Here is an 18,737-nt window from a genome sequence, read left to right as displayed (position 1 = left end):
AACTTGCTTCGCGCAATTAATAAACATATTATCCATCCGGTCAATGATACGAACGGATAATATACTCATCAGCTTAATGAATAGAAAAACTTACAATAACGTAAAGATATTTATGATTGCCCTGGCGCTTTGCCTGATTGCGGTACCTTTCTCCCGTTTCCTCTCTCCGCGCGCAATTGTTAATGGTCATGACGTTTATTTAGCATGGTTACCGCTAAGCGTTATGCTGGCGGTAATTCTGTTATTTGGACGCAGGGCAATTCTTCCTGTTTTGTTAGGTTTTACTGTCACTAATTTATTTTATGTTAATTTAGCGCCACTACAATATTCAGTTTTACTGTTTTGTCAGACCTTCGCGTTGTTCGCGGCGTGCGGTCTGCTACGCCTCATGCTGGGCAAGCGTTGGCGTTACAGTATCCCTAACAAGCACATCGGTTTACGTATATTCTGGCTCGGTTTTATCGTGCCAATAGGTATTAAGCTGTCGATGTATATGGCAGGCTATTTGTTTGATTTCCCGGTGACAATTTCAACCTTCTTCGGCGAAGGAACGGTAATTTACAATGTGGTGGATATTCAAAGTCTGATCTGCGCGGCGTTGATTTTTACCATGATGTTCTATTACCCATTAAGAATGATAATTAATCCTCGCTATGCCATCACGTTCTGGCGGCGAAGCGTGAAGCCTGTGTTTCTTCACAAAAATTCATTATATATTTTTGTCTGGCTGATGTTTTTAAGTTTCATTCTCGTCATTTTATGTGGACCTTTTGAATCTCCCGTCATTGCGGGCTATTTGATGCCGCTGATTTTTATTCTTTTTACGTTAGCGATAAGTCGCCTGACCTATGCGCTTATCTCTTTGCTCTGGGCCGTATCTGCACTCCTGCTGTTGACCTACAACTATAACTTCCTTAATGGGGTTGAATCGGGCCATTCGCTCTCCTTTATCCTCTCCGTGCTTATCTCTTTCGCCATCTGTTTGCTTTACATGTCGCGCATTTATCAGCGCAGCGAGTGGTTAAAACGGGGCTGGCAGGGCCGGGCGCTGACCGATCCGCTGACGGGTTTGCCCAATATTCGTGCGCTGGAGGATTATCTTGAGAATCATCCTGATGCAAAAGTTAGCATTCTGCGTATGGATAACCTGGAATTTTTGAGCCGCCACTACGGGATGCTCATGCGGGTCCATTGCAAACGAACGATCGCCACGTCGCTTCAGCCACTTCTGCAGAAAGATGAGTCCCTCTTCCAGTTACCTGGCAGCGAGCTGGTACTGGTATTGCTGGGCCCGGGAACCGCTGAGCGCCTTCAGCATATGGTTGATCGGCTGAACAGTCGTAAGATTTACTGGAACAACACCGGGCTGGATATTGAATTTGGCGCGTCCTGGGGGATGGTCGAAAACGGCGAAAAGTTACACCACACGCTGGGGCAACTGAGCTGGCTGGCAGAGCAATCCTGCGGCGCGCATAACGTTCTTGCGCTCACGAATAGTCTTGAAGCGGCATCCGGACAAACGACAGAACGTGTTCTGATGTTAGCGCGCATTAAACACGCCCTGGACGCGGGCCAGTTTCATTTATACGCGCAGCCTATCCAGAAGGCTGACGGGAGTGGGTACTACGAAATTCTGGCGCGGATGGAAAGCGAAGGGGAGATCATTACTCCCGATCGCTTTATTCCGTTGATTGCCCAATTCAACCTCAGTCATCGGTTTGATATGTGTGTAATGGAAAAGTTACTGGTGTGGCTGCGCGATCACCCTGCGACGCATGCCGGTGCCCGTTTTTCTGTCAATCTGATGCCGTTGACGCTGATGCAAAAAGAGGTGGCCAGTGAGATTTGCGCCCTCTTCGAACGGTATGGTATAGCCCCTCAGGCCGTCATTATCGAAATCACTGAGGAGCAGGCCTTTTCGAATTCAGGAAGCAGTATCAACAATATCCAACAGTTGCGGGATTACGGTTTCCGGATTGCCATTGATGACTTTGGTACGGGTTACGCGAACTATGAGCGTCTCAGACGTCTGCAGGCAGACATCATTAAGATTGATGGCTGCTTTGTAAAAGATATTTGTACTGACGACATGGATGCGATGATCGTCCAGTCGATGTGTAATCTGGCGAAGACAAAATCTCTGTGTGTGGTGGCTGAATATGTGGAAACACCAGCTCAGCGCGAGATGCTGCTAAGCTTCGGCGTGGATTACCTGCAGGGCTATCTGATAGGCAAACCTACACCGCTGGAAGAATTGCGGGAATAAAAAAACCGGGAGCCAGGCTCCCGGTTTGTGTTTTAACAGTAAACCTTACAGTACCAGTGCTGCGATAGAAGCAGACAGGACGCTTACCAGCGTAGAGCCGTAAACCAGTTTCAGGCCAAAGCGAGAAACCACGTTACCCTGTTCTTCGTTCAGACCTTTAATCGCACCGGCGATAATACCGATGGATGAGAAGTTAGCGAAGGAAACCAGGAACACGGACAGAATGCCTTCCGCGCGTGGAGAAAGGGTGCTGGCAATCTTCTGCAGATCCATCATCGCAACGAATTCGTTAGACACCAGTTTAGTCGCCATAATACTGCCCACCTGCAGTGCTTCGTGAGCCGGAACACCCATCACCCATGCAATAGGGTAGAAGATGTAGCCCAGAATACCCTGGAAGGAGATGCCCAGAACCGCAGCGAACAGGGCGTTCAGGCCAGAAATCAGGGCAATGAAGCCGATCAGCATGGCGGCAACGATAATCGCCACTTTGAAACCTGCCAGAATGTACTCACCCAGCATTTCGAAGAAGCTCTGACCTTCGTGCAGGTTTGACATCTGGATGTTCTCTTCGCTGGCATCAACGCGGTACGGGTTGATCAGTGACAGAACGATAAAGGTGCTGAACATGTTCAGAACCAGTGCAGCAACCACGTATTTTGGCTCCAGCATGGTCATATACGCGCCCACGATAGACATGGAAACGGTAGACATTGCGGTTGCCGCCATGGTGTACATGCGGTTGCGGGACATCTTACCGAGAATATCTTTATACGCGATGAAGTTCTCAGACTGACCAAGGATCAGGGAACTGACGGCGTTGAATGATTCCAGCTTACCCATACCGTTTACTTTGGATAACAGGAAACCAATTCCACGAATAATAAACGGCAGAACACGGATGTGCTGCAGAATACCGATCAGCGCAGAGATGAAGACGATAGGGCAGAGAACCTTCAGGAAGAAGAACGCCAGACCTTCGTCGTTCATTTTACCGAAGACGAAGTTTGTCCCTTCGTTGGCAAACCCGAGCAGTTTTTCGAACATTTCGGAGAAGCCTTTTACGAAGCCAAGCCCCACGTTGGAGTTCAGGAAGAACCAGGCGAGTAAAACTTCAATGACCAGCAGTTGGACAACATAACGAATACGAATTTTTTTGCGGTCTGTGCTGACCAGCAATGCAAGTGCAGTAACGACAACAAGTGCCAGGACAAAATGAAGGACGCGGTCCATATTTGCTCCAAATTTGAGGCAGGTTTAATTTTCTTGCACATTCTATGTAACGAAGGAAAAGAAAACGAGATCAAGGGCACACTATAGTTACATCCTGTGACGAGTCTCAAAATTAGTGATCCACAATACATTTTTGTTATGTTAGGTAAATGAGTGAAAAGTTAAGTTTGTGTGCTAGTCTTCACAAAAGAGCGCGCGATTTCAGTTTTTGTCAGGTCGCCCTCAGCTTACCCGCCTGTCTATCGTCCAAAGCTATCAGAGAAATCACTGTAAACTTCAAAAATGATCTTGATAATCATTCTCATTTTGATAGCATTAAACATAGCAAAGGCTATATTTTCAGAGGCAGAAATGACAAACAGTCGCGTAGAGGGTAGCAGTGGCAGAGCAGCGCGCAAGTTGCGGTTCGCATTAATGGGACCTGCGTTCATTGCTGCCATTGGCTATATCGATCCGGGTAATTTTGCGACCAATATTCAGGCCGGGGCGAGCTTCGGCTATAAACTGCTGTGGGTGGTCGTCTGGGCTAACCTGATGGCGATGCTGATTCAGATGCTCTCCGCAAAGCTTGGGATTGCCACGGGTAAAAACCTGGCTGAGCAAATTCGTGACCATTACCCGCGCCCGGCGGTCTGGCTCTACTGGGTTCAGGCCGAAATCATCGCCATGGCGACCGATCTCGCTGAATTTATCGGTGCGGCGATCGGCTTTAAATTGATTCTGGGTGTGTCGCTGTTGCAGGGGGCGGTACTGACCGGGATTGCCACCTTCCTGATTTTGATGTTACAGCGTCGGGGGCAAAAACCGCTGGAGAAAGTTATTGGCGGTCTGCTGTTGTTTGTCGCTGCGGCCTATATTGTCGAGCTGATTTTCTCACAACCCAATCTGGCTCAGCTCGGTAAAGGGATGGTGATCCCAAGTCTGCCAACCTCTGAAGCCGTATTTCTGGCCGCCGGTGTGCTGGGGGCGACCATCATGCCGCATGTCATTTATCTGCACTCTTCGCTGACTCAGCACCTCCACGGCGGCACGCGTAAAGAACGTTACTCCGCGACCAAATGGGATGTGGCTATCGCCATGACAATTGCTGGTTTTGTGAATCTGGCGATGATGGCGACTGCCGCGGCCGCTTTCCACTTTAACGGCCACACCGGTATTGCCGATCTCGATCAGGCTTATCTCACACTGGAGCCGTTACTGAGCCATGCTGCTGCCACGATATTTGGTCTGAGTCTGGTGGCCGCTGGTCTCTCATCTACGGTTGTGGGGACGCTGGCAGGGCAGGTGGTCATGCAGGGGTTTGTTCGTTTCCATATTCCACTGTGGGTGCGCCGCTCTGTCACGATGCTGCCGTCATTTATCGTGATTCTGATGGGGCTCGATCCAACGAGGATCCTGGTCATGAGCCAGGTTTTGTTGAGTTTTGGTATCGCGCTGGCGCTGGTGCCGCTACTGATCTTTACCAGCAATAAAACCCTGATGGGCGACCTGGTCAACACAACGCTGGTGAAAAGAACCGGCTGGGCCATAGTCGTGGTGGTGGTGGCGCTGAACCTGTGGTTGTTGATGGGAACAGTGTTAGGTCTGTAAGGTTTAATTAAGAAAAAGGAGCCGTGAGGCTCCTTTTTGCATTAATGATGGCCATGGCCGTGACCTTTACCGCGACCCCAGCCGCCACGGTGGTCGTCACGATCGTTCCAGCCTTCACGGTAACCGCGCTCATAGGCATTATCTTTATACCAGCCACGGTGTCTGCCGTTATCATGTTTCCACCAGCGATCTCCACGCCACTCATAATGACGATGCCAGTAGTCACGGTCGCGCCAATAGCCACCGTCCCAGTATCTGCCGTAATCGTCACGATCGCCAATTTGTAATTTTACGGATGGCAACAGGGTGATTTCGCCCGCAGTGGCGATCAGCGGGGCCGAAGCCAGTAATACCGCTGCAAGAATCAGTGACCTGAACATACTCTTTCTCCTTCACGATCGGGGCCTTCGTTGGGCCTGTTAACTCAATATTACGAGTTGGTAAAGGCTCGTTTCATCGCCTGAACTCCGAATTCATGAATGAGAGCACTTTTTGCTAAAAGCGCTTTTAATTTGAACTGCCAAGGATCCCTTCAATTATGTTCAGTTCTTCATCTGAAAAATGGCGGTTTTCCAGCATGCCCACGGCGTCATCAATCTGGGCGGCCTTGCTTGCCCCAATAAGTACAGATGTCACCGATTCATGGCGTAAGATCCATGCCAGCGCCATCTGAGACAGCTTCTGGCTGCGGCTTTCCGCAAGGGCGTTCAGTTTTCTGACCTTAACCAGCTTCTCTTCAGTGATCTGGTCAGGGTTAAGGAACTGACTGCCACTCGCCGCACGTGAGTCTGCAGGTATACCGTTCAGATAGCGGTTGGTTAGTTGACCTCCTGCCAGTGGCGAGAAGGGAATACACCCGACCCCATTTTCCAGCAGTACATCCAGCAAACCCTCTTCCGGCACGCGTTCAAACATAGAGTATTTCGGCTGGTGGATCAGGCAGGGCGTACCAAGGTCTTCAAGGATATCTATTGCTTTACGAGCCAGTTCAGCGGGATAGTTGGATAACCCGACATACAGCGCTTTTCCCTGACGCACGACATGGTCAAGCGCTTTCATTGTTTCCTGCAGCGGCGTGTGTGGGTCAGGACGATGATGGTAGAAGATATCAACATACTCCAGTCCCATGCGTTTCAGGCTTTGATCCAGGCTTGCCAGCAGATATTTGCGTGACCCCCAGTCACCGTAAGGGCCTTCCCACATGGTATAGCCCGCTTTGGTTGAGATGATCAATTCGTCGCGCCATGGCAGGAATTCCTCCTGCAAAATACGTCCGAAATTACGTTCAGCCGATCCCGGGGGCGGGCCATAGTTATTAGCAAGATCGAAATGTGTGATGCCCAGATCGAAGGCGCGCTGTAAAAGTTGACGGCTGTTTTCGATAAGCGTGGCGTCACCGAAGTTATGCCAAAGCCCAAGGGAGATGGCTGGCAATTTCAGGCCGCTCTGTCCACAGCGACGGTACTGCATTGTCTGATAACGATTTTTGTCCGGCTGATAACCCATTCTCATGACCTCTGGCGCTGAAAAGAAAAATCAGTGTATGCGTTTACACTACCGTGAAGAAAAGGAGAATAACGCAGCCATTTTTGTAAAGCATTCTTTCCATGCTCTTCTTGCTGCCAATTCTGGACAGCCATCACGCTTCTTTAATACTCAAAGTGAGGTCAACATAAGAAGGATACCTGTCATGCGTACCCCATACTGCGTCGCCGATTACCTGCTGGACCGTCTTACAGATTGTGGAGCCGATCATCTGTTTGGCGTGCCGGGCGACTATAACCTGCAGTTTCTCGACCATGTGATAGACAGCCCGGATATCTGTTGGGTGGGCTGTGCCAACGAGCTTAATGCATCTTATGCCGCTGACGGATACGCCCGATGTAAGGGTTTTGCCGCGCTGCTGACGACATTCGGCGTTGGAGAATTAAGTGCCATGAACGGTATCGCTGGCAGCTATGCTGAGCACGTGCCGGTACTACATATTGTGGGGGCGCCGGGTACGGCGTCACAGCAAAGAGGGGAGTTGCTGCATCATACATTGGGTGATGGCGAGTTTCGTCATTTTTACCATATGAGCGAACCGATCACTGTCGCACAGGCGATCCTGACCGAACAAAATGCCTGTTATGAGATAGACCGGGTGCTGACCACGATGCTCCGTGAACGCCGTCCCGGCTACCTGATGTTGCCTGCCGATGTGGCAAAAAAAGCGGCTACACCTCCTGTAAACGCTCTCACCCTGAAGCATGCTCATGCCGATAGTGCGTGCCTGAAGGCGTTTCGCGATGCTGCAGAGAGCAAGCTGGCCAGAAGCAAGCGTACTGCACTCCTGGCGGATTTCCTGGTCCTGCGTCATGGCCTTAAACATGCATTACAAAAATGGGTGAAGGACGTACCGATGGCGCATGCCACCATGCTGATGGGCAAAGGCATATTCGATGAACGTCACACTGGTTTTTACGGCACGTACAGTGGTTCAGCCAGCGCCGGCGCGGTAAAAGAGGCGATTGAAGGGGCGGACACGGTGTTGTGCATCGGCACGCGTTTTACCGATACCCTGACGGCGGGGTTCACCCATCAGTTAACCCCGGCGCAAACGATAGAAGTCCAGCCTCATGCCGCTCGCGTCGGCGATATCTGGTTTACCGGTATTCCGATGCTTCAGGCGATTGAGACGCTGGTGGAGCTGTGCAAACAGCACGTGCACGATAAGCCTGTACCGTCTTCTCATGGCGCAATGGCCTACCCGCAGCCAGATGGCTCACTTACCCAGGACAATTTCTGGAGAACGTTGCAAACGTTCATTCGCCCGGGAGATATCATTCTTGCGGATCAGGGCACCTCGGCCTTCGGCGCGATTGACCTTCGTCTACCGGCAGACGTGAATTTTATCGTCCAGCCGCTGTGGGGGTCGATTGGTTATACGCTGGCGGCAGCATTCGGTGCGCAAACGGCATGTCCAAACCGGCGCGTGATTGTCCTGACTGGGGATGGTGCGGCTCAGCTGACTATTCAGGAGCTTGGATCGATGTTGCGTGATAAACAGCACCCCATCATCCTTGTGCTTAACAACGAAGGGTACACGGTTGAACGAGCGATCCACGGGCCGGAACAGCGGTACAACGACATTGCGTTGTGGAACTGGACGCAAATACCACAGGCACTGAGCCTTGATCCTCAGGCTCAGTGCTGGCGGGTCAGTGAAGCGGAACAGCTGGTGGACGTGCTTGAAAAAGTGGCCCACCATGAGCGGCTCTCGCTGATTGAGGTGATGCTGCCGAAAGCAGACATCCCGCCGCTGCTGGGGGCCATTACTAAAGCGCTGGAAGCGCGTAATAGCGCCTGATTACTTATCGTTACGCCATGCCATCATCATGGGTTTGCCCGCCAGCAGGAGCCAGGCGGGCAACATCACGATGCAGAGCAGAGGGAAAAGCGTCGAATCCGGCACGACGACTGCCGCCATAAATAAACTTAACCACGCATCGCGCGTGACCACCAGAACCAGCCCCAGAATCGAACAGGATACGGTAATGGCCGCCGGGACGGCATCCACATGCCCGTGCAGCATCAGCCCCAGCGCCACACCGACAAACACCGCCGGGAAAATACGCCCACCGCGAAAACCACAGGCTGAAGCCACTACCAGCGCCGCCAGTTTGATCACCGCAAACAGCAGATAATCTGAAACGCTAAACACCTGGCTGAAGGCCAGTTGCTGCATCTCATCCAGACCTTTGAACAACGTCACCGCCCCGCCGATGGCCCCTAAAATACCAAGGATGAAACCACCCACTCCCAGAATGAATACCGGGTGCTTAAGCTTATGCATCAGCCGGTGAAGACGCGGAAGACACCATACCGCCACCATTCCCAGCGCAATGGCGATGGCGGCGACGATGGCACCGCTGAAGATATCGGCTATCTGCATCTGGCCATAGTGGGGAAGGGTGAGTGAAAAATGGGGATGGAAAAACAGGCTGGTCGTCAATGCGCCGGCAGCAGCGGCCATCAGCGGCGCAAAGAGTTTATCCCACAGCGGGACATCGTTGTTGCTGCTGAGCGTCTGCGAAAAGATCAGTGCGGCGGCAACGGGCGTGCCAAAAAGCGCTCCGATGGTGCCTGCGGAGGCAAGGATAGTCCAGTCCAGTGCGCCAACACGGGGCAAAATGCGTGCACCGAGGAAAACCGCCAGTCCGATGTTAACCGCCATGATCGGATGTTCCGGCCCAAGACTGACACCGCCCGCCAGACCCAGAATCAACGCGATGATCAACCCCGGCAGCGCCGAAGGGGGAACCGGAGCACCGATCAAGGGTTCCTGCGCCGGGTCGGGCCCGGCATGTCCGGGACTGAAACGGATCACCAGCCCCACCGCTATACCGGTTAACGTCAGCATCAAAATAACCCATGCAGGAGAATCAACGTTGACCCCCAGCTTTGCAGGAAGCGCTGCCCATAACATCGTTTGCAGCACCGACGCGACTTTCATCACGACAATGAGCACCAGACTTGAGGCAACGCCAATAATTAACGCCGGAATTGCCAGCAGGAGCATGGTTCTGGCTCGCGGGTGGAGCATGATGATTTCCTTGTACAAAACGGTATTACGTTACTTTGCACAATCAGCTTTATGGCAATAGTGCAAAAGGTGCTGAAACGGTAAAGTTATTCTGTGACGAAGATCGATTATCCTGGGGTGGCTGCCTTCAGGTCGTTGTTGTTATCCAGCCTTGAATTTACAGTGTCCCAAAGATTTATTCTGACTTTAGCGGAGCAGTAGAAGAATGACAAAGTATGCTTTAGTAGGTGATGTGGGTGGGACTAACGCACGTCTTGCTCTCTGCGATGTAAACACGGGGGAGATTTCTCAAGCGAAAACCTACTCAGGGCTGGATTACCCAAGCCTTGAGGCCGTTGTCCGCGTCTATCTGGAAGAGCATCAGGTGAGCGTCGAAGATGGCTGCATTGCCATTGCCTGCCCGATAACGGGTGACTGGGTTGCGATGACCAACCATACCTGGGCATTTTCCATCGCGGAGATGAAAAAAAATCTCCGTTTTGCGCATCTTGAAATCATCAATGATTTCACTGCGGTTTCGATGGCGATCCCGATGCTGAAGCCTGAGCATCTGATTCAGTTTGGCGGTGCGGAGCCAGTTGAAGGCAAACCGATAGCCGTCTATGGCGCAGGAACCGGTCTGGGGGTATCGCATCTGGTGCACGTTGCTCAGCGCTGGGTAAGCCTGCCGGGCGAGGGGGGGCATGTTGACTTTGCGCCAAACAGCGAAGAAGAGGGCATTATCCTTGAAGAGTTGCGCGCAGAGATTGGACACGTCTCCGCTGAGCGCGTCCTTTCCGGCCCCGGGCTGGTCAACCTGTACCGTGCGATTGTGAAATCGGACGGTCGTCTGCCGGAAAACCTGCAGCCGAAAGACGTGACCGAACGCGCGCTGGCGGACAGCTGCATTGACTGCCGCCGTGCATTGTCGCTGTTCTGCGTGATCATGGGTCGTTTCGGCGGCAACCTGGCACTGACGTTGGGCACATTCGGTGGTGTTTATATTGCGGGCGGGATCGTGCCGCGTTTCCTCGATTTCTTTAAAGCCTCTGGTTTCCGCGGTGGGTTTGAAGATAAAGGGCGTTTCAGAAGCTACGTGCAGGACATCCCTGTCTACCTCATCGTGCACGATAACCCTGGTCTTCTTGGCTCGGGAGCCCATCTGCGTCAGGTTCTCGGTCAAATCCTTTGACGACATTGCCCTCTCCTGCGTGAGGGGGCACTTTACAGATGCATCAACTGACGAAACTCTTTCACCTTGCTGCGGCTCACCGGCACCTGAAAATCCAGATCCTTCAGACGCAAAATGTAGGTGTTGTTAAACCAGGGTTCGATCTCGCGGATCTTATTTAAATTCACGCAGAACGAACGGTGACAGCGGAAAAAGTGTGCCGCAGGCAGCTTGCTGCAGAACTCGGTGATGTTCATCGCCATCACATAAGATTCTCGACGCGTATAGACAAACGTCATCTTTTCATGCGCTTCGGCGTAATAAATATCGTTGACTGGCGTCACAATGATACGTTCATCTTTGACCAGATTAATGGTGTCATTTTCACGTACCGTGGGGGTGGCGCTAGCGGGAGCAGTCTGCTGCTGCCATGCGGCTTCCAGCTTTTGCAGCATGCTGATAATACGCGACTCCTGGTAAGGCTTAAGAATATAGTCAAATGCCTCCAGCTCGAAGGCCTCCACAGCGTGCTCTTTCCAGGCGGTGACGAAAACAATGAACGGCTTATGGGCAAACTGATTGATGTTTTGCGCCAACAATACGCCATCCAGCGACGGAATATTGATATCCAGAAAAATAGCGTCGACCCGGTTGTGCTGCAGAAACTTCAGCACGTCCAGACCATCGTCAAAGGTACCCACAATCTCCATCTGGCTGTGGGTTTTGATAAGCCAGGTTAGCTCCTGTTGAGCCAGAATTTCATCTTCTACGATGATGACTTTCATAGGTCACTCCACCAGGGGTAACAGGGATGTTGCCGCATGAACGGATGAACGTTCATTCGGAACGTAAAAAGCGATTTCGGTACCCGGTTCAAGGCGATGAATATGCAGCCCGTCGCCGTAGAGCAGTTTGACCCGATGGTGCACGTTCAGCAGCCCGATTTTATTCCCGGGCATCTCGTTAGATTCCACGCGCTCAATAACTTTGGGATCAATACCGTGGCCGGTATCGCGTACGGCAATGCGCACCCGGTTGCCGCTTTCGGTGACGCTGATAGTGACGACACCTTTGCCTTTACAGGGCTGAATACCGTGAACAATCGCGTTTTCGACCAGCGGCTGGATAAGCAGGCTCGGGATCACGCAGTTGACCTCTTCATCAATATCGTAAATGACCGTGAGTTTGTCGCCAAAGCGTGCCTGCTCAATCGCGATGTAGTCTTTAATCTGGTACAGCTCTTTTTTGATGTCGATCTGCTCGTCATCTTTCAGCTCGATGTTGTAGCGCAGATAGCGGGACAGGTTAAAAATCAGCTGGCGCGCGGTGTCCGGATTAAGACGAATGGACGAGGAAATCGCGTTCAGCGCGTTAAACAGGAAATGGGGATTGATTTTGCTCTGCAGTGCGCGTAACTCTGCCTTATTTGCCATTTCACGCAGCTGTTCTGCCCGGGAAACTTCCAGTTGCGTGGAGATAATTTGCGACAGACCGATGGCCATCTCCTGAAGTGAGGAGGTGATCTGATGCGCGTGGCAGTAATAAATTTTCAGCGTGCCCGTCACGACACCTTTTTCCCATAACGGGATCACCAGCATGGAGTGGATTTCCGGCGTCCGGTGGGCTTCATCATTGTTTTTGATAATGATTTTGCCGTAGTTAATCGCCTGTCTGGTGGTCGGGCTGATGGTGTCATCGTTGTCGTGATAGTTGTGCTCCCCAACACCGACATAGGCTAGCACGTGGTCGATGTTGGTGATGGCGACGGCATCAGCGTGAATATCGTGGCGGATAATCTCGCAGACCTGACGCAGTGATTCCGCGTTAACGTGGCGGAATAGCGGCAGGGTTTTGTTGGCAATATCGAGCGCCAGCTTGGCCTGACGGGCAGCACTGGCCTCCTTTTCCCCTTCGACACTTTGCACCAGCAGCACGATAAAACCGATACAGACGCTGCCCAGGATCATTGGAATACCGATTTTCGAGACGATATCCAGCCCCAGTGCGGTGGTGGGAGCCCACACCACGACCAGGATCATGGTCAGCGTTTCGCACACCATGCCCGCAATGATCCCGGCGCGCCAGCGTTGCTTTTTCGGGATCTTGCGGTTAATCCACCCGGAAAGTACCCCGGCAATAATGCTGGTGATAAAGCACGGCACAGCCGTCACGCCACCAATATCAATCAGGTAGCGATGGGTGCCGGCAATCAGGCCGGTGATGACGCCCACCCACGGGCCAAACAAAATTCCGCCGGACATGACGGCAATAATCCGCACGTTAACCAGCGACCCCTCAACCGGCACGCCGGACCAGGTGCTGAACAGCGCAAACAGTGAAAAGATGGCGGTAACAGCCAGTAGCTCTTTGGGGGAGTGTGCAGACTTATGCAAAAGCTCGCGAAACAAGCGAATGCGAATAAGGAAGAACAGGCAAATCAGCATTAATGCCGCCCGGTCAAAAACCGCCAACAGCATAGTGAATATTTCGTGCACGAGTAGACCTGGGGTAACGGGAAAGAACCATGATAAAAAACCTGGCGCGTATTGACCAGCTATCCGTCAGGTTTATCAAATGAGGAAAAACCATATTTTACAAAGGGGATTATCCGGTGTGTGCTGACATGTCCCGATTTTTTATTATCGACGTCTCGACAGGTAACTGCTTTGATATCATTGTGTTAAAAAACAGCTATCAGAAAGCCGAATTCCCCTTCGGTGCTTCCGCTTTTTAACACAGCAGGGTTCCGGTTTTAGCGCGATCGCTTTTTTTTCATTTCCCTCTCGACAGCATGATTTTTTTCAGGTTATTTTCTAAGCACGCCACATGCGTGGCAGCGTCGCTCGGACGGTCCGGGCGCTAACGTTAATCTGAGGAATCTATGGCTGAATTCAGTCCTGAACGCCGTTTTACGCGCATCGATCGTCTCCCCCCTTATGTTTTCAATATTACCGCTGAACTGAAGATGGCTGCACGTCGTCGTGGCGAAGACATCATTGATTTCAGTATGGGGAACCCTGACGGCCCAACTCCACCGCATATTGTTGAGAAACTCTGCACGGTTGCCCAGCGTCCTGATACGCACGGCTACTCAACGTCTCGCGGTATTCCTCGGTTACGTCGCGCGATCTCGCGCTGGTATCAGGATCGCTATCAGGTTGATATCGATCCTGAAAGTGAAGCCATTGTGACCATTGGCTCGAAAGAAGGCCTGGCACACCTGATGTTGGCGACGCTGGATCACGGTGATACGGTCCTGGTTCCGAATCCAAGCTACCCGATCCATATCTATGGTGCGGTGATTGCCGGGGCGCAGGTACGTTCTGTGCCGCTGGTGGAAGGTGTCGATTTCTTCAACGAACTGGAACGTGCGATTCGCGAAAGTTACCCTAAACCGAAGATGATGATCCTCGGTTTCCCGTCGAACCCAACGGCGCAGTGCGTGGAGCTTGATTTCTTCGAGAAAGTTGTAGCCCTGGCTAAGCGTTATGACGTACTGGTGGTTCATGATTTAGCCTATGCAGACATCGTCTACGACGGCTGGAAAGCCCCGTCTATTATGCAGGTTCCGGGCGCGCGCGATGTGGCAGTAGAGTTCTTTACCCTGTCTAAAAGCTACAACATGGCAGGCTGGCGAATTGGCTTTATGGTGGGTAACAAAACGCTGGTGAGTGCACTGGCGCGAATCAAGAGTTACCACGACTACGGCACTTTTACGCCGCTACAGGTCGCGGCTATTGCGGCCCTGGAAGGCGATCAGCAGTGTGTTCATGAGATTGCGGCCCAGTATAAACGTCGTCGCGATGTGCTGGTGAAAGGGTTACATGAAGCGGGCTGGATGGTAGAAATGCCGAAAGCGTCCATGTACGTCTGGGCGAAAATTCCTGAACCGTATGCGGCGATGGGTTCCCTGGAATTTGCCAAAAAGCTGCTGCAGGATGCAAAGGTGTGTGTGTCACCTGGCATTGGCTTTGGCGACTATGGCGACACCCATGTGCGATTCGCCCTGATTGAAAACAGCGACCGTATTCGTCAGGCAGTGAGGGGCATTAAGAGCATGTTCCGTGCTGACGGGCTGCTTTCATCAAAAATTATTGCTGAAAATCCCGCGTCATCATGACATAAAAAAACAGGAGCCGATGGCTCCTGTTTTTTTGACTGCATGTTCTTCACTAGATCATCAGGGCAAAGGTTCCGGCCCAGACTAAAACAATCACCGAAATGCCCATAAAGAAATATTTCACGTTTCATCGCTCCGCGTATCTTGTGGTACGCATTAAAAACAGAGTCCACCTGATTATAGAGAGCTGAAATCCGGTCAAAACGGAAAAGAGATTTTCCCGTTACGCCGTCAACTCCAGCTCAGAATTCTGTGCTTTCCTGTTGCCAGACGGCGCTAATGTACGCTTAAAAATGAGGGGTGGCAAGAGGGATTTTCTTAAATAATTTCCGTCACTTACGAGTGTCGTGGAACGGCGACAGTTTGATTTCAGAGTGCAATAAATTCACTTTTAGCGACGCGCAGAAAAACAATTGTCCAGAGTGATTACAGGTGATTGAAAAGGTTAGTTTCCTGGCGAAACTAACCTTCATGAAGGGCTTAAATATAGAGCGAGGCTTCGCCAAGGGGACGCGTTTTGAAACGGCGATGCATCCAGAGGTACTGTTCTGGCGCACGCATGATTTCGGTTTCGATAATTTTATTGATGAACGCTGCCGCTTCGCATTCGTTTTCCGGATAGTTAGCCATTTCAGGGGAGATATGCAGACGATAGCCTGATTTATCTGCTTTCCTTACCATCGTCACGGTCAACATGGCTGCACCAGACAGACGCGAAATGACAAATGTACCGTTGGTCGTCGCAACGTCTTTAACCGCAAAGAAGGGGGCAAAGCTGCTGCCCTTACGACCGTAATCCTGATCGGGTGCAAACCAGACGGCTTCACCTTTCTTCAGGGCACCGACCATACCGCGCAGGTTATTACGGCTGATCATCGCCTTATTGGAACGCATACGACCCCGCGTCTGTACCCATTCCATCAGCGGGCTGTTGTGAGGACGATAGGTTGCCATCATTGGCTGGCAAAGCCCCATCACACGACCACCCAACTCCAGCGACATAAAGTGCACCCCGACAACCATCACCCCACGATTTTGCATCTGGGCACGTTTAAGGTTATCCAGACCTTCCACATCAAACCACTTACGGACGCGTTCATCCGGCCAGAACCAGGCCATGCCGGTTTCAAGCAGTGCCATGCCGATAGATTTGAAGTTTTCAGCGATGAGTTTCTCGCGCTCTTCGGCATTGTACTGTGGGAAGCAAAGCTCGATATTTTTACGCGCGATGGATTCACGTCGTTTCAGGAAATAGCGGGATGCACTCCCCAGTTTAGACCCCAGCAAACGCAGTACGGGGTAGGGAAGCTGAACCATCAGCCAAAGAACGCCAAGACCAAACCATGTAAACCAGTAACGCGGGTGTAAAAACGCACGTTGAAATTGGGATTGAGACAAAATAGTAAAACCTATGTGAAGCCTGTAAAGGTAGCGCAGAGTGTGCGATACGACGTGCCGATAAGACCGTTCTTCAAGGTGATGGTTGCAGGCTTTACCGAACTTTACGGCGTTACCTGGCCACTGCTGATTTGGGTGGGCGGCGTAATGTAGCACCGTTATACGATATGTGCTATTACTCGTTTTTGATTAAAAAAGCGGCAATGAGAAAGGTGGTTGATTTTGTAGTTTTTATCGACAGATTAAAGATGTATCACTTCATTTCTGGAGCATAATTATGGGTGCTGATAAAGTCTGTTTTAACGGCTAAAACGTGACTGACAGGAAGAACCGGGTGACTGAACAAATCGATTACCAGATTGAAAAGTACAGGTTTACAGAAGCGAATGAACCTTCCCGACTGACAAAGCAGTGGGATGATGTTTTGAGCGAATGCAGGGAGAGCAAAGCCGGTGCCGAAGAGCGTTTACGTATTGCCTTGCTCAATGTCGATTACGTGACCAGTTTCGAGCTCCCTTTTCGTCTGCTGCTAGTGCGTACACCCCAGCTTATAGCCGGGATACGTAACGAGCTGGAACTCAGCCAGAAAAATGTCATTTTTAACGGTAAACGCTTCGGTTGTGTCTGGAGTGTTAAAACGGATCTCAATGACGTCCCTGATAATTATCAATACCGTCTGTCTACCCGCATACGGCGGATTAGCCCGACCACACACACGGCCGAACCCTTTTTGCAAATTGCCAAAGAAATTAAGCTGCCAGCTGAACGTCTGAAGCGGGCGTTGCTGAGTGGGCTGGACGTTACTGCGCTTGATGCGCTTTTTTGGTTTGGCATCCAACGAATTGCAGCCGAGGTGTCGCGTCTGAGAAAAGCGGGAATGAGGATCGCAACGGATGAAACATGGGTATTTGAAAATCTGACGGGCACGACCCGTCGTGTACCGGTTTATCGTTACGTCTCATAAATTTATCTTTAGTTAATCTTTATATCTGAAAAACGATTTTTGAAAATCAGTTGGTTATGAGGTGTGCTGGGCTTGCTGAGAGCGCGTCATGGTGTCCCCTGCAGGAATCGAACCTGCAACTAGCCCTTAGGAGGGGCTCGTTATATCCATTTAACTAAGGGGACGAGGCGGCACGAGTATAACGTTATTTACACTTTGCGTTAAGCGCATTGCCGCCTGACTGCTCAAAGAGTCACCATTCATGCCGATTTTTTTGTCGATTTATCATCATTTTCCCGTGCCTTAAGCTCTGCTTTGCGTTTGTTCGACATGTCGTTACGGATTTGCGCATGGCTCAACAGCGCGAAGATGAATGTCCCGCCGCAGATGTTGCCCGCAAGCGTCGGCAGGGCGAATGGCCAGAAAAAATCGCTCCAGTGAAGTGTGCCATTAAAGACCAGATAGAGTATTTCAACGCTACCCACAACGATATGCGTCGTGTCAGCCAGCGCAATCAGCCAGGTCATCAAGATGATTACCACAATTTTAGCGCTGCCGGCTGAAGGAAACATCCAGACCATTGTGGCGATAATCCAGCCGGAGATGATGGCATTGGAGAACATTTCGGCTGGCGTATTTTTCATCACATCCATGCCAATTTTCACAAACGCATCGCGGGTGGGTTCATCAAATATCGGCATATATTCAAATGCCCAGGCCGCGACGCCTGTACCGATGATATTGCCCAGCAGGACCACGCTCCACAGACGCATCAGTAAACCGAAATTACCGAGGGTAGGGTTTTGCATTACTGGCAGAACGGCGGTAACGGTGTTTTCCGTAAACAGCTGCTGCCGCGCCATGATGACGATAATGAAGCCGAAGGTATAGCCGAGATTCTCGAGTAAAAACCCGCCGGGCACACCTTCCAGTTGCACATGAAAGATGCCTTTAGCAAGCAGAGAAGCCCCCATTGAAAGCCCGGCAGCGATAGCTGACCAGAAAAGGGCCATGGCATCACGTTCCATCTCTTTTTCGCCATCCTGGCGAATATGCTCGTGGATCGCCATCGCGCGGGAGGGGAGGCGATCTTCGTCAACTTCTATCTTCTCGCCGCGGGCTTTCTCTTCGCTCTCAATTTCAATCTTCTCATTACTTTCTCCCACTTTTTCTTCGCCTACTTCTTTCATAATTACTCCCGCAGGTTGATTTTCTTCTAAGCGTAGCGGTTTTTATTGGGCTGCCTGTGGGGAAGCTCTTAAATTGGTGGCAATAGCAACAAAGGTGAGACATCTCTTTCAAACACATTATAAAATTGCCAGCGAAACGAATTCCAAAAGCCAGGCTATGCTGAGATCAGAGTCACGCTGGTTACTGCCCGTAATTGTGCTCATGGACATCGGTAAACGTGCTGTTACAATCGCTTGCATGTTTACAGGCGGAGCATTAAAG

Annotated in this window: 15 protein-coding genes and 1 tRNA gene; 6 read left to right on the top strand and 10 right to left on the bottom strand. The window is 51.2% G+C overall.

Annotated features, from left to right (window positions below):
- Positions 1-76 precede the first annotated feature (76 nt).
- Positions 77-2,266 (top strand): EAL domain-containing protein, encoded by a 2,190-nt coding sequence (locus tag ACJ9Y9_RS16745; RefSeq protein ID WP_028016180.1) that lies wholly within the window; start codon positions 77-79, stop codon positions 2,264-2,266.
- Between the two features lie 45 nt (positions 2,267-2,311).
- Here the strand turns inward: ACJ9Y9_RS16745 and nupC are convergent, their stop codons facing one another.
- Positions 2,312-3,499 carry a nucleoside permease NupC gene (gene nupC / locus ACJ9Y9_RS16740; RefSeq protein WP_028016181.1) on the bottom strand — a complete coding sequence of 396 codons (1,188 nt, stop codon included), beginning with the start codon at positions 3,497-3,499 and terminating at the stop codon, positions 2,312-2,314.
- A gap of 351 nt (positions 3,500-3,850) precedes the next feature.
- Here nupC and ACJ9Y9_RS16735 point away from each other — a divergent pair, with 351 nt between their 5' ends.
- On the top strand, positions 3,851-5,089 hold the full coding sequence (locus tag ACJ9Y9_RS16735; RefSeq protein WP_028016182.1) for an Nramp family divalent metal transporter: 1,239 nt from the start codon (positions 3,851-3,853) through the stop codon (positions 5,087-5,089).
- 41 nt (positions 5,090-5,130) lie between these two features.
- Here ACJ9Y9_RS16735 and ACJ9Y9_RS16730 read toward each other — a convergent pair whose 3' ends face one another.
- On the bottom strand, positions 5,131-5,469 hold the full coding sequence (locus tag ACJ9Y9_RS16730; protein WP_028016183.1) for a DUF2502 domain-containing protein: 339 nt from the start codon (positions 5,467-5,469) through the stop codon (positions 5,131-5,133).
- A 127-nt stretch (positions 5,470-5,596) separates the two neighbouring features.
- Positions 5,597-6,595 (bottom strand): L-glyceraldehyde 3-phosphate reductase, encoded by a 999-nt coding sequence (gene mgrA / locus ACJ9Y9_RS16725; RefSeq protein WP_028016184.1) that lies wholly within the window; start codon positions 6,593-6,595, stop codon positions 5,597-5,599.
- Positions 6,596-6,779: 184 nt separating this feature from the next.
- Between mgrA and ipdC the strand changes: the two genes are divergently transcribed.
- On the top strand, positions 6,780-8,438 hold the full coding sequence (gene ipdC, locus ACJ9Y9_RS16720) for an indolepyruvate decarboxylase (protein WP_028016185.1): 1,659 nt from the start codon (positions 6,780-6,782) through the stop codon (positions 8,436-8,438).
- On the opposite strand, the gene ACJ9Y9_RS16715 is transcribed toward ipdC, so the two are convergent.
- Complete coding sequence (locus tag ACJ9Y9_RS16715) at positions 8,439-9,674, bottom strand: ion channel protein (RefSeq protein ID WP_028016186.1); 1,236 nt, start codon at positions 9,672-9,674, stop codon at positions 8,439-8,441.
- Positions 9,675-9,879: 205 nt separating this feature from the next.
- On the opposite strand from ACJ9Y9_RS16715, the gene glk reads away from it, so the two are divergent.
- Positions 9,880-10,845 carry a glucokinase gene (gene glk / locus ACJ9Y9_RS16710; protein ID WP_028016187.1) on the top strand — a complete coding sequence of 322 codons (966 nt, stop codon included), beginning with the start codon at positions 9,880-9,882 and terminating at the stop codon, positions 10,843-10,845.
- Positions 10,846-10,877: 32 nt separating this feature from the next.
- On the opposite strand, the gene ACJ9Y9_RS16705 is transcribed toward glk, so the two are convergent.
- Together ACJ9Y9_RS16705 and ACJ9Y9_RS16700 are read right to left on the bottom strand one after the other, a co-directional pair.
- Positions 10,878-11,609 (bottom strand): LytTR family DNA-binding domain-containing protein, encoded by a 732-nt coding sequence (locus tag ACJ9Y9_RS16705; RefSeq protein ID WP_028016188.1) that lies wholly within the window; start codon positions 11,607-11,609, stop codon positions 10,878-10,880.
- Positions 11,610-11,612: 3 nt separating this feature from the next.
- A complete protein-coding gene (locus ACJ9Y9_RS16700; protein WP_028016189.1) occupies positions 11,613-13,319 on the bottom strand; it encodes a sensor histidine kinase in 1,707 nt (568 codons plus the stop codon).
- Positions 13,320-13,705: 386 nt separating this feature from the next.
- Between ACJ9Y9_RS16700 and alaC the strand changes: the two genes are divergently transcribed.
- Positions 13,706-14,944, top strand: coding sequence for an alanine transaminase (gene alaC, locus ACJ9Y9_RS16695; protein WP_028016190.1), 1,239 nt, complete (start codon positions 13,706-13,708; stop codon positions 14,942-14,944).
- 52 nt (positions 14,945-14,996) lie between these two features.
- Here alaC and ypdK read toward each other — a convergent pair whose 3' ends face one another.
- Positions 14,997-15,068 carry a membrane protein YpdK gene (ypdK, locus tag ACJ9Y9_RS16690; protein ID WP_099458937.1) on the bottom strand — a complete coding sequence of 24 codons (72 nt, stop codon included), beginning with the start codon at positions 15,066-15,068 and terminating at the stop codon, positions 14,997-14,999.
- Between the two features lie 356 nt (positions 15,069-15,424).
- Positions 15,425-16,345, bottom strand: coding sequence for a kdo(2)-lipid IV(A) palmitoleoyltransferase (lpxP, locus tag ACJ9Y9_RS16685; protein WP_028016191.1), 921 nt, complete (start codon positions 16,343-16,345; stop codon positions 15,425-15,427).
- Between the two features lie 331 nt (positions 16,346-16,676).
- Between lpxP and ACJ9Y9_RS16680 the strand changes: the two genes are divergently transcribed.
- Complete coding sequence (locus tag ACJ9Y9_RS16680) at positions 16,677-17,306, top strand: helix-turn-helix domain-containing protein (RefSeq protein WP_028016192.1); 630 nt, start codon at positions 16,677-16,679, stop codon at positions 17,304-17,306.
- A gap of 89 nt (positions 17,307-17,395) precedes the next feature.
- Here ACJ9Y9_RS16680 and ACJ9Y9_RS16675 read toward each other — a convergent pair.
- Positions 17,396-17,470: transfer RNA gene (locus tag ACJ9Y9_RS16675), tRNA-Arg, on the bottom strand.
- A 75-nt stretch (positions 17,471-17,545) separates the two neighbouring features.
- Entirely contained in the window at positions 17,546-18,475 is a 930-nt protein-coding gene (locus ACJ9Y9_RS16670; protein ID WP_028016193.1) for a formate/nitrite transporter family protein, read from the bottom strand.
- Between the last annotated feature and the right edge of the window lie 262 nt (positions 18,476-18,737).

This window comes from Enterobacter sp. CPE_E1241 (assembly GCF_045618265.1).
Classification (GTDB): Bacteria; Pseudomonadota; Gammaproteobacteria; order Enterobacterales; family Enterobacteriaceae; genus Enterobacter; species Enterobacter adelaidei.
This window is presented reverse-complemented; position numbering and strand designations above follow the sequence as displayed.

Bases quoted from the DNA above. Each gene is read 5' to 3' on its own strand.
- ACJ9Y9_RS16715 (WP_028016186.1), bottom strand. From the start codon at position 9,674: ATGCTCCACCCGCGAGCCAGAACCATGCTCCTGCTGGCAATTCCGGCG.
- ACJ9Y9_RS16745 (WP_028016180.1), top strand. From the start codon at position 77: ATGAATAGAAAAACTTACAATAACGTAAAGATATTTATGATTGCCCTG.
- ACJ9Y9_RS16705 (WP_028016188.1), bottom strand. From the start codon at position 11,609: ATGAAAGTCATCATCGTAGAAGATGAAATTCTGGCTCAACAGGAGCTA.
- mgrA (WP_028016184.1), bottom strand. From the start codon at position 6,595: ATGGGTTATCAGCCGGACAAAAATCGTTATCAGACAATGCAGTACCGT.
- ACJ9Y9_RS16735 (WP_028016182.1), top strand. From the start codon at position 3,851: ATGACAAACAGTCGCGTAGAGGGTAGCAGTGGCAGAGCAGCGCGCAAG.
- alaC (WP_028016190.1), top strand. From the start codon at position 13,706: ATGGCTGAATTCAGTCCTGAACGCCGTTTTACGCGCATCGATCGTCTC.
- ACJ9Y9_RS16730 (WP_028016183.1), bottom strand. From the start codon at position 5,469: ATGTTCAGGTCACTGATTCTTGCAGCGGTATTACTGGCTTCGGCCCCG.
- ACJ9Y9_RS16670 (WP_028016193.1), bottom strand. From the start codon at position 18,475: ATGAAAGAAGTAGGCGAAGAAAAAGTGGGAGAAAGTAATGAGAAGATT.
- ipdC (WP_028016185.1), top strand. From the start codon at position 6,780: ATGCGTACCCCATACTGCGTCGCCGATTACCTGCTGGACCGTCTTACA.
- nupC (WP_028016181.1), bottom strand. From the start codon at position 3,499: ATGGACCGCGTCCTTCATTTTGTCCTGGCACTTGTTGTCGTTACTGCA.
- glk (WP_028016187.1), top strand. From the start codon at position 9,880: ATGACAAAGTATGCTTTAGTAGGTGATGTGGGTGGGACTAACGCACGT.